This is a genomic window from Vibrio sp. Vb2880, from assembly GCF_033337975.1.
GTDB classification, from domain to species: Bacteria; Pseudomonadota; Gammaproteobacteria; order Enterobacterales; family Vibrionaceae; genus Vibrio; species Vibrio alginolyticus.
In genome coordinates this window covers 135,536-150,276 of the sequence record NZ_JAWORT010000003.1, presented here as the reverse complement: position 1 = coordinate 150,276, position 14,741 = coordinate 135,536, and the positions used below count along the sequence as shown (strand labels likewise).

Genomic DNA, 14,741 nt, shown 5'->3' with positions numbered 1-14,741 from the left:
GGCGTTTTCGTCATCAAGCTTTCTACAAACCTGAATAGATAGAATTTTACAGATAAAAAAGAGGCTCACGTTAATGAGCCTCTTTCTATATGTGATACTTCACTTAGCTTTTCCTACTTATTTGGGTTCTCTTTTAGTTTCTCCATCACTTGATCGAGCGAGAAGCTTGCTGCTTTTTGCCTTGGTGGGAACTCTTTAAACGTTTCAAGGAATCTGCCTACGTAAGCTTGCGCAGGAACAAGCATGTAAGCACGGTCTAGCATCCAATCGTAGTAAGTGTTAGAAGTGATATCAGCCACTTCGTAAGGATCCATACGCAAGTTGAAGATCTTAGGAACACGAAGTGTGGTGAATGGTTCAGCCCAAATACGCAACGTGCCTTTTGCTCGTTGCTCCATAAAGACCAGCTTCCATTTGTTATAGCGAAGTGCAGTTAAGTCTCCATCATCTGAGAAGTAAAAAATTTCTTCTCGTGGGGCCTTATCCTCTTTACCAGTCAAATATGGTAGGAAGTTATAGCCGTCTAGGTGAACTTTGAATTTCTTACCATTCGCACTATAACCTTTGAGCAATTTCTCTTTGATATTGTCATCACCCGCGGCAGCAACGAACGTTGGCATCCAGTCCATGTGATGCATGATATCATTCGAAACAGAGCCAGCTTTAATTTTACCCGGCCAACGTACCATCGCAGGAACTCGGTACGCACCTTCCCAGTTGGTATTTTTCTCTCCACGGAATGGCGTTGTACCTGCATCTGGCCACGAGTTCATGTGTGGGCCATTATCGGTGGAGTAAAAGACGATTGTGTTGTCTTTAATACCCAAATCATCCACTTTTTTCAGTAGCTGACCTACATGGTTATCATGCTCGACCATACCATCTGCATACTCGCTGATACCTGTTTTTCCAGAGTTCTCTTCTTTCACATGAGTACGGAAGTGCATACGAGTTGCGTTCCACCAGACAAAGAAAGGTTTTTCAGCCTTGACGGCACGATCCATAAAGTCGAGTGCCGCATCTAACGTCTCTTCATCCACGGTTTCCATGCGATTGCGAGTTAGAGGTCCTGTATCCTCAATTTTGCCATCAGCGTACGAACGGATAACGCCGCGCGGACCGAACTTTTTACGAAACTCAGGATCTTTAGGATAATCGACGTTTTCTGGCTCCTCCTCGGCGTTCAAGTGATAAAGGTTGCCAAAAAATTCATCGAAGCCGTGATTAGTAGGAAGGTGCTCATCTTTATCACCTAAGTGGTTTTTACCAAATTGCCCTGTCATATAGCCCATCGGCTTCAGCATTTCGGCAATGGTTGCGTCCTCTTCCTTCAAGCCAAGATCAGCACCTGGAAGCCCCACTTTACTCAAACCTGTTCTAAGAACGGTTTGGCCCGTAATGAAAGTAGAACGGCCCGCTGTACAAGATTGCTCACCGTAATAGTCAGTGAACATCATGCCTTCTTTGGCGATACTATCTATATTTGGTGTTTTGTACCCCATCAAGCCAAACGTGTAAGCACTGAGATTGGACTGGCCAATATCATCACCCCAAATGACGAGAATATTTGGTTTCTCTGCTGCGATACTGCTACTTGTCGCACCGATTAAAGCGGCGGCAAGAATCGCTAATCGGCGTTTAACGCCATATTTCGCTGTCATATAAACCTCTGTGTGTATTAGAAAAGTGCTTCCTGCAACAGAATGTATAGTTCACAAATAGCGGATAAGCGAATTTACTAAATGAGAATTCTTTCTATCTTTGCCTAACATTACACCGTTATTTGTAGCTAATACGCACTCCAATAGCACTTTAGTTCAGAGCGCCATCGCACCATTCATCACTACTGGTAATCTCAAGTATTAAGATTGTCTACGCATATCACAGTGCTCATAAAGTACCTGATTGCTTTTACATAAATATTAATGATAATACGTTTTACTACTATTAATAATTAAGGTACCCGTGTGCTTGACTCCAAGGTTTCAAATGGAAAAACTTCCCAATGCCAACACAACGGCGTTCACCATAATGATGAGGAGCTATTACTAGATAAGCGCACTCACTCTGTGGTACTCAATTACTTGCCAAACAAGAAATCTGTTCAATTAACAAGCATTCAATTTAAGCTGCTGCAAACTCTCACTCACCATCAAGATCAAGTACTTAGTAAGCATTTTCTTTACGAAACAGTACTAAAACGTGAATTTACTGAACATGATCGAGCACTCGATATGCACATGAGCAGAATGAGAAAGCGTCTAGTTCACGAAGGCGTTCCGACAGACAGAATTCAGACAGTCCACCGCCAGGGTTACATTTTCAAGCGCTCAGACAATCAACAGAAAAATTAACGCTAATTGACCCAACTTTTGGTAATTGACCGCTTATTTTGCTTTAATTAATGCAAATTCTAATCACGTAAAATAACTCAATGAATTTGCGCTTAATTTTTACACTTTGCATTGCTACTTTGTTTGCCGGCTGTGCAACCTATGCTGGTCTTAACTATGATCAACTGTTTGGTCCACAGCTCGTGCGTGAACGCACTGTTGACGTGGAAACCCCTCAAGCAAACTTCTTCCAAAGCGAAGTTAAACCCATTATGGATAACCGCTGTGTCGTCTGCCACGCGTGCTACGATGCACCATGTCAGCTTAAGCTCACTTCTGTTGAGGGCATTGACCGTGGTGCGAGTAAAGCACTGGTATATGAAGGAACAAGACTCACAGCCGCAGCACCAACACGCTTATTCGAAGATGCAGAAACAACCCAAGAGTGGCGCGATGCGGGTTTTCATCCGGTTCTCAACGAACGTGATCAAAGCATGGCAGCCAACATTGACGCAGGCCTTATCGCACGTTTGCTACAGCAAAAAGAGCGCCACCCATTGCCTGACCAAGTCCAGTTAGAAGGCTTTGACTTTTCGATAGACCGAGAGCAAACCTGTCCAACGATTGAAGAATACGAGCAATACGAAAAGGATAACCCAACCTGGGGCATGCCTTTTGGTATGCCAAATCTATCAAACAGTGAATACCACACACTCATGACTTGGTTGGAAAACGGCGCAATAATGAACGTTCACCAACCTGTTAGTGAGAATGAGCAAGCGCAAATAGATAAGTACGAAGCATTACTTAACCACTCTGATTTGAAAAATCAGCTGATGGCTAGGTATATATATGAGCATTTGTTTTTATCTCATCTCTACTTTTCGGAACTCGATGAAGATCCCCGATTCTTCACGCTCGTCCGCTCTGCTACACCACCAGGACAGCCCGTCAAACGTATTTCAACGCGTCGCCCGTATGATGATCCAGGGGTTGAACGCGTGTTTTATCGAATTATTCCAGAGCAAGGGACCATAGTAGATAAAACTCACATGCCATTCGCGTTAAACAAGCAACGCATAGAGAACTGGAAAACTTGGTTTATTGATGCTGATTACATGGTTAGTCAGCTACCGAGTTATGAACCAGAAGTTGCTGCAAACCCGATGACATCATTCATCGACCTTCCAGTGAAGTCGCGCTTTAAGTTCATGCTAGATAATGCGCAAAATACAATAATGGCATACATCAAAGGCCCAGTTTGTCGTGGCCAACTGGCATTGAATGTTATCAATGATCGCTTTTGGGTGTTTTTCCTTGATCCAGATAAAGCAGACATCCCAGAAGTAAATGAGTTTTACCGATCTCAGGCTGATAATCTAAAACTACCGGCAGAGCAAGAAAGTAACACGCTACCTGTTACCAACTGGGTCAAGTACGCGCGTCAACAAGCTCGCTACCTAGAGGCTAAATCTGAGTTCACTAATAACTGGTTTAAAGAAGGTGAAAACCTATCCACCGATGTAATTTGGGATGGTAATGGCACCAACCATAATGCGGCATTAACGATATTCCGCCATTTTGATAGTGCTTCTGTTGTTCAAGGGTTAGTTGGTGAGCAGCCTAAAACAGTGTGGATTCTTGACTACGCGCTACTAGAGCGTATCCACTATTTGCTTGTTGCTGGGTTTGACGTTTACGGTAACTTCGGCCATCAGCTCATGACACGAATGTTTATGGACTTCTTGCGTCTAGAAGGCGAAAGTAACTTTATCTCGTTGTTACCCGCCGATATGCGCCATGAACTTCAATCTAGCTGGTATAAAGATCAAAGCCCGCAGTTGAGTGACTTTTTACAACGAAATGTGAAGCCGTTTAACCAACCAACCAGCGTTCAGTATAAGAGTGACGATCCAAAAACGGAGTTGGTGGAGTTGTTGAGCGAACATGTTTCAGATGTGCTTCTGCCTCGCTACGAAATTCAAGGCACGGCTCTTTCTGCGAGTAGTGAAAAGCAACTAAAACGTATTGACCACGTTCGTGGTGAAGGCCTAAAAACCGTTCCGCAAATCACTATGCTTATGGTGAGAAGTCAATCAGGGGAAGATGAACTGTTCACCTTACTTCACAACAATGCACACACAAACATCTCTAGCTTGTTTGATGAAGAAAGTAACCGTGACTTTGCTAACGATGATATGACCATTGTACGCGGCGTTGTGGGAAGCTACCCTGCGGCATTTTTCTCGATCAACGAAAACCAAGTAAAAGATTTTGTCGATCAATTTAGTGCCATCCAAAACGAGTCCGATTACGTTAAGTTATTGGATAATTTTGCGATTCGTAGAAGCTCAGAAAAATTCTGGTCATTTAGCGATCGTTTACACAATTGGTACCGTACAAAACAACCGATCGAATTTGGATTACTTGACTATAATCGTTTTGAGAATCGATGATGATTTAAGGGGGTTCTCATGGGTATCCGAGATAACATTGCCGCTCTTGAACAACAGATTTACGTTGCTTGTTCTGAGGGAGACTACGAAACGGTCAATATGCTTGAGCATCAACTCGAATACTTGCGTGGCAAAGTGGAACATCCTTTTGATGATGACCCTTATGCCCTAGACACTCGATTCGAGTGGGAAGATGACATGACCGAATAGAAAAAACCTCCGGAAAGCCGGAGGTTTTTTTATTTTCAATGCTCGATGGATTACTTCGCCATTAACTCATCCAGAGCTTGAATTGATGCAGACACTTGAGAAACTAAATCATCTTTAGTCGCATTATAGGTATCTAGAGGTTGAGGCGCGGCTTCAATTGCTTGGCAAGCGTTCATTAACGCAGTTAGTCCTAAACTTCCTACACTGCCCTTTAATTTATGGGCAAGGTTCTTTACTTCTTTACTATCATTGTCCTCAGCAGACGCTTGCAGCTTGCTTAATACATCGGTGCTGGTGGCTCTAAACAGATTAATAATGTGCAACATCTTATCTCTGCCCAAGATTTTCATATCGGACTCAATCACGCTCGGATTAATGATAACCACATCGGGTTCCTTTTTTTGGGGCGCTTGAACGACCTTTGATTGTAGCTCTTGTTCTTGAGGCGAAATTTGATCAAACGGGGTACAGTCGGCATTTTGTGGCAACAACAACGGCTTTCCGTCTAGCGCATCCTGAATCAATGCCGCGAGTGCCTCTTTTGCCAATGGCTTAGGCAAGTATCCGTCAAAACCAGCGGCTAGATAGCGCTCAACTTCTTCCGCAAAAACGTGCGCAGACACTGCAATCATTGGCGTGACGGCAAGCGCTTTATTGGCCGGCTTATCACACTCAATCCGCTTTAAGCGTTGGATCAACTCAGTTCCATCACAATCAGGGAGGTTGATGTCGACTAAAGCGATATCAAAATCCTGTGTGCTGATCAGTTGCTCTGCTTGTGAGCCGTTTTCCGCCATCACGACTTGATGACCCATGCTTTCTAGAAAACCTTCCGCGACCACTCGGTTGACTTCATTATCTTCTACCAGCAAGACCTTTGCTTTCACTTTGCAACGTGCGGTTGCCACGGTTCCTGTTTCAACAGGTTCGCTTTCCTCTAACGGAATAGAGAACCAGAATCGGCTACCATTTCCCTCTTCGGAATCGACTTCTAAAACACCGCCCATCGCTTCAATGATTCGCTTACTGATGGCAAGTCCAAGCCCCGTACCTCCAGTTTGGCTCATCCCACCTTCAGCTTGCGTGAAGGCATCAAACAACGTTCTCTGGTATTTTTTGGCAATTCCTATTCCAGTGTCTGATACTTCAAACAGGACTTGCGACTCGTCCTCAGGGTTCAGGCTAACGTAGATATCAATTTCTCCTTCGTCAGTGAACTTAATCGCGTTACCAACAAGATTGTTCAGCACCTGACTGATTCTGGTGACATCCCCTTTCCAGTAGCGACTAACATCACTTTCAATATGGTAGGAGAACAGCAGCTTCTTCTCTTGTGCTCGACTGTTCATTAACTGGAAAGTGTCCTCCACCATTTGGTGTAAATCGAAGCCCATGTGACGAATTTCTAAATGCCCCGCTTCAATCTTGGAGTAATCCAGTACATCATTAAGGATCGCGAGCAACGTTTTACCACTACGATTAATGATTTCCGCATAACGCTTTTGAATTGGGTTGAGGCCTGAGTCAATCAGCAAGCGTGCTGTCCCCAACACTCCGTTCATTGGCGTTCTTATCTCATGGCTCATCGTCGCCAAGAAAGCCGATTTTGCTCGGCTCGCTTGCTCTGCTTGCTTGCGAGCTTTAGCGTGATTCAAAACCTCTTCATTCAAACGGCGGTTTGCTTGTTTTAACTGCGAAGTGCGCTGCTCAACGAGCTCTTCTAAATGCTCTTTATGCTCCTCAAGCTCTCGCTTGGCTTGAGCTTCACCCTCTGCTACCACTTTTAGTGCTTGCGCGGTATTACGAGCCGTGATGATGGCCTGCCCCATATGCGCCAACTCATCTTTGCCTTTCACTTCCAACTCAACCGCTAAGTTACCCTGTGCCACAGACAGTAACGCAGCGGAATATTCCGCTAACCGCTTCACAACAGAAAGGTACACCACACGCCATAAAATCAGCACCAATACAATCAAACCAACAATTGAAATAACGGTTAGAGACCATTGAGCGAATTTCAATGTGCTGGTCAATTGGTCTACAGCGACGGTAGTGGTTTTGTTTGAATCATCAACCAATTTGTTGACCGTGCCATTAAGCTCTGAGAACAACTCTAATGTCTTTTGCATCAGTTGTTGTGACTGTTCGTTATTCTCGTATTGCTGCATCAGTATAGAAAATACGACCTGACGCTTACCAAGCTCTATGAGCAGTTGGCTCATTTGCTTAGAGCGCGTAGGATCTTCCACAGCGAGTACACGGCGTTGCATGATTTTGAGGTTGCTATCGAAATCACTTTGAACCTGTTGAATTCGCTCAATATTCGTTAATGTCCGAGCCTCTTCAATCTGATTCAACATTTTAAAGGCCAACAAGTGCAGTTCATGCAATCGCTCAGTCAGATCAAGATCGACCTCCACCAGTGCATCTAGCGCCTGATAAACTTGCGATTTTTTATTCGATTCTAATAAGTCATAAATATGCGTGACGTTAGCAACAGCAATGGTGCTTGTATTCTGAACTTGCGTACGAGTTAGTTGTTCTAGCTCTTCACTGAGCAGACGCATTTCTTCAACACGAGTATCTATCTCTTTTGCAAGCCACAGCTTTTTTTCAACCGAAACACCGAGTTCTGCCAAATTGTCGATAACGTTCTGGACGTTATTCTCTAAAGCTTCTAACAATTGAGAATCGAACGACTCACTCCCGAGCTCCTTGATGTGAGTGAGTAAAGACTCGAGCTGTTCGAACAGCACTCGCCCTGACTCCTTTCTTTCCTGCTCGTTTCTTGCGTTCGACAACATTTGTACAGACGAAATAATACGAGTACTCAACTCAGAGACTTGTCTCGCCTCAATCATGGCGGGAATCGCAGAATCCACGACATTTCTTTCGGTTTTGGCAACCAAAGAAAATCCAGACACACCAATAAGTGCCGATAACATGACCAGTATTGCCATCGCAATGAAAGACAACAAAAGTTTACGACCGATGCTTGCAGTTGCTAGCAGCATATTTTCATGACCTTAATGTTCGTGTTCAGCGACATATTACGTTATATTTTGCAGTGTTTACTTAATCTATGCCAACGAACTTCATTTCATGGTTAAAAATCAACACGCATTTCGCACATTTTTCAAACATTCTGCAGCCACTTTAACCCTCGTTGCTTCTTTGCCAGCGGTTGCCGCAGAGAAAATATGTGCAATATACCCTCACCTAAAGGATTCATACTGGTTGTCAGTAAACTATGGAATGGTGTCCGAAGCGAAAAGAGAAGGTGTCGAGCTACGAGTCCTTGAAGCGGGCGGCTACCCAAACAAAACCCGTCAAGAACAACAACTCGCACTGTGTAACCAATGGGGAGCAGATGCGGTTATCCTTGGGACCGTGGACCCACAGGCTTACGAGCATTCACTTAAAAATTGGGTAGGGAATACTCCCGTTTTTGCTACTGTGAACCAACTCGACTTGGATGAAGAACAAAGTGAGTTGCTAAAAGGGACTGTCGGTGTTGACTGGCATTGGATGGGATACGAAGCGGGTCAATATTTGGCAGCTCGCCATCCAAAAGGGTCAGGAAAAACCAACATTGCCTTACTTTTGGGGCCGCGAACTCGTGGTGGTACGAAACCCGTTACTGCCGGATTTTATGAAGCGATACAAGGAAGTGATATCAACATTGTTGACTCATTTTGGGCAGACAACGACAAGGAGTTACAACGTAACCTGGTTCAACGTGTGATCGATATGGGAAATATAGATTACATTGTTGGCAGTGCAGTGGCGATTGAAGCGGCCATCAGTGAGCTGCGCAGTGCAGGCAAAGCTGAGGAGATCGGTTTAGTTTCTGTGTACTTAAGTCATGGTGTATATCGAGGCCTGTTACGTAACAAAGTGCTCTTCGCACCAACAGATAAAATGGTGCAGCAAGGTCGGCTTTCCGTGATGCAAGCAACGCATTACTTAAGAGGTGAAGCTTATGACAAACATGCCTCACCAACCATCAAACCACTGACTCCGAAGACGCTTCATGATGACACGATCGAAGAATCGTTATCTCCGTCAGAATATAGGCCGACATTCCGTGTTAAGGCTGTTGATTGAAAGACCAAAAACGTGTTCTATTGAGTCACAACAATTTTAAAATCATACAAACGGAAACATCTTGATGCAAAAAACCATTCGTACCATGCCAACCCATAAACATGTGGCTTTGGTTGCTCACGACAACTGCAAACCTGAGCTACTTCGCTGGGTAAAAGAAAACAAAGAAAAGCTACAGAGTCACTTCCTTTACGCAACTGGCACGACAGGACACATGCTGAGTAAAGAAACTGGACTTGCGATTAAGAGCATGATCAGTGGTCCGATGGGCGGTGATCAACAACTAGGCGCTCTCATTTCAGAAGGCAAAATCGACGTTCTCGTTTTCTTTTGGGATCCACTGAATGCCGTACCTCACGACCCAGATGTTAAAGCGCTTCTTCGTATTGCTAGTGTTTGGAATATTCCTGTAGCAACGAACCGAGCCACCGCTAAGTTCCTGTTTAACTCCCCTCTTCTTGAGCAAGAAGTAGACATCGAAGTACCGGATTACGAAGCCTATCTTGCTGAGCGCATGTAAGCTTTGATGCCAACCAAATAAAGCAAGGGCGATACCAAGTATCGCCCTTGCTGTTTTTAACATTCTAAACGTTGCATTTAACGGGAAGTCACGATGGGATAGTCACCATTAACGAGCTCTTGAACGAATGCAGATCCCGCGCCAGTATGCGTGATCCAAACCTTCTCTTTCGCACGTGTAATCGCCACGTAAAATAGCCTGCGCTCTTCTGCGTAAGGGAATTTGTCTTTGGACTCCGTCAACGCACCATCAATGTGAATTTGCTTCTTCTTAGCGGGGAATTGCCCCTCATCCACAGAAAGAATAATCACAAAGTCAGCTTCGCGTCCTTTACTCGCATGGCAAGTCATAAAGCGAATATCGAGATTAGGGAAACGTCGCAACCAATCGTCGAACAAATCGGGCTTATGATAATGGTTACGTCCTAGCAATAAAACTGACTTGGTTTGCTTGGCTTGTTGATTCAAGTGATCCAAGATCTTTTCCACTTGATTGCTCGGCGCGGTATGTACGCTCTTCTGCTTGCGTTGTTTGTGGCTGTTTAGTGTTTTCGGCAACTGCGATGGGTTTTGCTGCACGAATGTATTCGCTACATCACCAATCTGATTGTTGAAACGATAAGTTGTATCTAAGTGATGAACGGTTGAGTGAGCAAAGCGTTCTTTAAAACCAGTGATAAGATCGACATCCGCTCCTGCAAACTGATAGATAGCTTGCCAATCGTCGCCAACAGCAAATAACGTCGCACCTGCTTGTTTCTGAGTGGATTCACACAGTGCTTCAATCAATGCCAGACGGTCTGGAGAGATATCTTGATACTCATCGACCATAATAAAGCGCCATGGCGAGACAAACTTTCCTTTATTCACATAATCTGTCGCACGACTGATCATGGTTGGGAAATCCACTTGGTTGCTTTCTTTAAGCATTTTCTGCCACGCTGTAAAACATGGCCAGCATAAGGCGAGTTCACTATTTAAACGCGTATAGTCTTGGTGGTTTACGAGCTTTTCTTGTACTTGCTTTTTGGTCAACCCTACCGCCGCTAAATGAGACAGCTGCGAATCTAGCCAAGCGATCAGTTTTGGATTTTCTGAATGGCTTCCTAACTCATCATCCCCCTTTAGGTACGCAATCGGCCATTTGTCTAAATGTTTTTGCCAACGTTTAAAGTTGGTGGGTGTCATCCAATGTTTTTTCAACCAGTCTACACACCATGCTGTTCGTTGATTTTCGTCCAACGCTAAAGGACTAATTTCGACAGGTTGCTGTTCGACTTGTTTAAGAATATACAAGCCCAACTGATGGAATGTGTTGACGCGCACACCGTCTGCCGCCATGCCCACTTTATCTACTAAGCGTTCTTTCATTTCAGTCGCCGCATCACGACCGAACGCTAACATGAGAAGCTCTTCTGCTTGAGCTTGATGGCTTTGCAACAAATAGGCAACTCGTGCGGTTAAAACGCTGGTTTTGCCCGAGCCGGCACCAGCAAGAACTAAGTTGTGGTCGTCGTTGAGTAATACCGCATATTGCTGGGATAAATTCAAAGGAGAGGATTCAATTTGATTAAACAGCACTTCCCAATTTGGACGTTCTGCTTCTAGCCAATCGCGATTACGCTCACCAAGCGCCTCAGAGGTATCAATGAGCCAAGGCTCTATTTGCGACATACGATTCGGCATTCGCATTTTGGCTTCTTCTAGGGTGGTTTTCATCTCGCTTAACTCTTGGTTAAGACTTTCAACCCAGGAGACCACTTGAGAATGCGATAAGTAAGCAGGCAAGTGCTTTAGTTTGTAAAGCTCTTCTTCCCACTTAGGTAGATACTCAGCCAGTTTTCGGCACTGAGTGTTGTGCCACTCTTGATATTGACGAACGGCCTCAAGCGCGAACTTTCGGCATTGTGGCCACGGTAAACCTTGGACTAGCCAGCTTTGTTGTTTGCCTTCGTGTTCATGAGCAAAAAACTGTAAAGAGCTCCATAATAACCCACGCTTTACGCTAACTTTGCCATTCCAGATCGTAAAAGGAATATGTTCTTCACTGCCTATCGAGCTTAATAAAACACTGTTCTCTTTTATTTCGACGTGATGGTACTCATTTTGAATAAAAAACTGTGCTTTGCTAGTGGCAGTAAGCTGCATGAAACGTGCGCCTTTTAGTTTAGAAGTTGTCGATTTATATCATTTTAAGGCGCTAAATTGTAGCAACGGCGAGCACCTAAGTAAGCTTCTTCTTCTATTCTTTAATAAAATTCACATTACTGTCGATTTAATAACCTAAAGCTGAGGTTATTTGAAGCTGGCTTTACAATCCTCAATACATGACCTGGCAGTTTTTATATAAGTCAATGACATCCCTGCTGATTTTATCAGCAACCACGAATTTTTCTTAAAGTAAATCATAAACGCGCTATAGTGGGTCTGGTAGTATTCCCCCTGTTCTTCATCGGAAACATAAGGCGCATTGTGCAAGCAACTTCTAAATTTCGGCTATATTGGGCAAACAAGACGATAAATTACAGCGTTCTTATCCTTATTACCTTACTGGGTGTGGTTATCCCAACTTGGTACTTCGAGCAAAACACGCTGATAACGCCATTAATATTAGGCGTTATTGCTGCTGCTTTGGCTGAAAGTGATGACAGTTTCACTGGACGCATCAAGGCTCTGATTCTCACCTTTCTCTGTTTTGCGCTTGCTGCTTTTTCAATTGAAATCTTGTTCGATACCCCTTGGGCTTTTGCGTTGGGATTATTTATCTCAACCTTCGGCTTCATCATTCTTGGGGCGATAGGTCCTAAGTACGCGAGTATTGCTTTTGGTTCGTTGCTGATCGCTATTTATACTATGCTTGGCGCACATGAAAGCACCAACATTTGGTTTCAGCCACTACTGCTTTTAACTGGTGCCGCCTGGTATTACTTCATGTCCATGATTTGGCAGATATTTTGGCCCCTTCAACCGGTGCAACAAAGCCTAGCCAATGTGTTCTTCCAAATGGCGAATTATCTTGATGCGAAAGCCAAGCTTTTTCACCCTGTGACCAACTTGACGCCACAACCGCTGCGGATTGAAGCTGCAAAATGCAATGCTGCCACGGTTACGGCACTAAACGCTTGTAAAACCACATTACTTAACCGATCGAAACGGGGTCACATTGATGGGCCTAGTGACCGATTTTTAAATATTTATTTCATCGCTCAAGACATTCACGAACGCGTCAGTTCTAGCCATTATCGCTATCAGGATTTAGCGACCGAATTTGAACGTTCTGATGTGCTGTTTCGTTTTAAATATCTTTTGGAGTCTCAAGCCCAAGCGTGTCGTGATATTGCACTAGCCATTCAGCTAGGAAATGAATACTCCCATACCGATCAATCTATTCTGGCATTAGCTGAGGTACAGAACTCTCTTGCTTATCTAGAAGAACAAAAGCAAGGGCACTGGAAACGTCTGCTGATGCAGTTAACATATTTATTCAATAACTTAGCGACGGTAGAAAAACAACTTAATAACATTAACAACCCAGATGTTGAAGGCCTCGAAGAAGATACCCTCGCCGATACCAACCCACACACGCTAAAGGCGATGTGGCAGCGCATATCAGCAAATTTACACAAAGATTCGATGCTGTTTCGGCATGCATTACGTATGTCAATTGCCTTAACGATTGGCTATGGAATCATTCAAATATTCAACATCGACCGAGGTTACTGGATACTCTTAACCACTTTATTCGTATGCCAACCGAACTACAGTGCCACTCGCCAAAAATTGACGGCGCGAGTAATAGGTACATTAGCTGGTTTGTTGATTGGTGTACCATTGCTGACTTTTTTCCCTTCTCAAGAAAGCCAGTTAGTATTTATCGTTATCTCTGGTGTGATGTTTTTCGCCTTCCGGATGAACAACTATGGGTACGCGACTGGTTTTATTACACTGCTCGTCCTCTTCTTATTTAATCAGCTAGGTGAAGGTTACGCAGTTGTCCTTCCTCGACTAGCAGATACCCTCATCGGGTGTGTACTTGCAGTAGGAGCTGTATTAGTTATTTTGCCCGACTGGCAGTCGAGAAGGCTTCACAAAGTTATGTCGGATGCGATAGAGGCAAACAAGCAGTATCTCGATCAGATCATTGGTCAGTATAGAATCGGCAAGAAAGACAATTTGAGTTACCGTATCGCTCGCCGCCAGGCCCACAATAATGATGCCTCACTCTCTTCTGCGATTAGTACGATGCTGGCGGAGCCTGGCAAATATCGCGCAGCTGTTGATGAAAGTTTTCGCTTCCTAACGTTAAATCACGCAATGTTGAACTATATTTCTGCATTAGGCGCGCACAGAACTCGCATCGAAGATGAGTCAATTCATAAACTCGTTTTAGATGCTCACCGTTGTATTCATCAGCATCTGGATGTACTTCATAAACAGCTTCACCAGCATTGTGAGGAGTGTGACCTATCTAATATTGATGATGCTGGACTCGAGCAACGCTTAAACGAATGGCGCGATGAAGACGACAGCTCTGCCCGCATGGTATTGCAGCAACTTCATCTTATCTATCGCATGCTCCCAGAGCTTCATTCACTTGCTAGTAAGTTTGCCGTCAGGGTAAGTTAGTAACATTCAAACCATATGTAAGAGGGAAGCGCTATATCGCTTCCCTTTTTCTTTTTACGCTTCCATCTACCCCAAAGTGGGTAATTATGTACCTTCTTAGGAAAAATCTGACGTATCACTTAACACACCTTGACAATATTCGGACAAAAAGCAATCGATCAAATTCTAATCTATTTTGGTTGAATAAATATGTTGTATCCAAAGGATGAAGAATTTCGGGCAACGACGGATAAACCGAATCACGACGAAGGTATTGAGATGAACGCACAACAATTTAATGAACTTAAACAAAAGCTCAGTGATTTAACGGCAAGTCAGTTAAAGTCATTACAAGGTGAGATCAGCGTGAAACTAAATAAAGCGCAAAAACCGGTTCTATCTGGTGAAGAAAGAGAAATGCTTGCCAAACTGTTTGCCTAATCAAGTCATTGATATAAAACACTTGAACGTTTTATAAACTCCACCTATGCTCTCACTATCATAATATTGG

The 14,741-nt window shown here is 43.9% G+C and carries 10 protein-coding genes; 7 read left to right on the top strand and 3 right to left on the bottom strand.

Going from position 1 to position 14,741, the window contains the following annotated elements; all coding sequences use genetic code 11:
• Nucleotides 1-113 precede the first annotated feature (113 nt).
• Entirely contained in the window at nucleotides 114-1,661 is a 1,548-nt protein-coding gene (locus R7M92_RS04585) for an arylsulfatase (RefSeq protein ID WP_318132810.1), read from the bottom strand.
• A 306-nt stretch (nucleotides 1,662-1,967) separates the two neighbouring features.
• Between R7M92_RS04585 and R7M92_RS04580 the strand changes: the two genes are divergently transcribed.
• The 3 genes from R7M92_RS04580 (at nucleotide 1,968) to R7M92_RS04570 (ending at nucleotide 4,999) form a co-directional block, all read left to right on the top strand.
• Entirely contained in the window at nucleotides 1,968-2,354 is a 387-nt protein-coding gene (locus R7M92_RS04580) for a winged helix-turn-helix domain-containing protein (protein ID WP_005376561.1), read from the top strand.
• A gap of 80 nt (nucleotides 2,355-2,434) precedes the next feature.
• Entirely contained in the window at nucleotides 2,435-4,789 is a 2,355-nt protein-coding gene (locus R7M92_RS04575) for a fatty acid cis/trans isomerase (RefSeq protein WP_206958799.1), read from the top strand.
• An 18-nt stretch (nucleotides 4,790-4,807) separates the two neighbouring features.
• Nucleotides 4,808-4,999: a hypothetical protein gene (locus R7M92_RS04570; RefSeq protein WP_005376565.1), complete on the top strand. Its 192-nt coding sequence runs from the start codon at nucleotides 4,808-4,810 to the stop codon at nucleotides 4,997-4,999.
• A 50-nt stretch (nucleotides 5,000-5,049) separates the two neighbouring features.
• Here the strand turns inward: R7M92_RS04570 and torS are convergent, their stop codons facing one another.
• A complete protein-coding gene (torS, locus tag R7M92_RS04565; protein ID WP_318132809.1) occupies nucleotides 5,050-8,013 on the bottom strand; it encodes a TMAO reductase system sensor histidine kinase/response regulator TorS in 2,964 nt (987 codons plus the stop codon).
• A 43-nt stretch (nucleotides 8,014-8,056) separates the two neighbouring features.
• On the opposite strand from torS, the gene torT reads away from it, so the two are divergent.
• Together torT and R7M92_RS04555 are read left to right on the top strand one after the other, a co-directional pair.
• Nucleotides 8,057-9,106, top strand: a complete 1,050-nt coding sequence (gene torT / locus R7M92_RS04560; protein WP_080960073.1) for a TMAO reductase system periplasmic protein TorT — start codon at nucleotides 8,057-8,059, stop codon at nucleotides 9,104-9,106.
• A 64-nt stretch (nucleotides 9,107-9,170) separates the two neighbouring features.
• Nucleotides 9,171-9,626 (top strand): methylglyoxal synthase, encoded by a 456-nt coding sequence (locus R7M92_RS04555; RefSeq protein ID WP_005376571.1) that lies wholly within the window; start codon nucleotides 9,171-9,173, stop codon nucleotides 9,624-9,626.
• Nucleotides 9,627-9,703: 77 nt separating this feature from the next.
• On the opposite strand, the gene helD is transcribed toward R7M92_RS04555, so the two are convergent.
• Entirely contained in the window at nucleotides 9,704-11,773 is a 2,070-nt protein-coding gene (helD, locus tag R7M92_RS04550) for a DNA helicase IV (protein ID WP_005376572.1), read from the bottom strand.
• A 324-nt stretch (nucleotides 11,774-12,097) separates the two neighbouring features.
• On the opposite strand from helD, the gene yccS reads away from it, so the two are divergent.
• Nucleotides 12,098-14,251, top strand: a complete 2,154-nt coding sequence (gene yccS / locus R7M92_RS04545; RefSeq protein WP_005376573.1) for a YccS family putative transporter — start codon at nucleotides 12,098-12,100, stop codon at nucleotides 14,249-14,251.
• A 189-nt stretch (nucleotides 14,252-14,440) separates the two neighbouring features.
• Nucleotides 14,441-14,671, top strand: a complete 231-nt coding sequence (locus R7M92_RS04540; protein ID WP_005376575.1) for a hypothetical protein — start codon at nucleotides 14,441-14,443, stop codon at nucleotides 14,669-14,671.
• The last annotated feature ends 70 nt before the right edge of the window (nucleotides 14,672-14,741 follow it).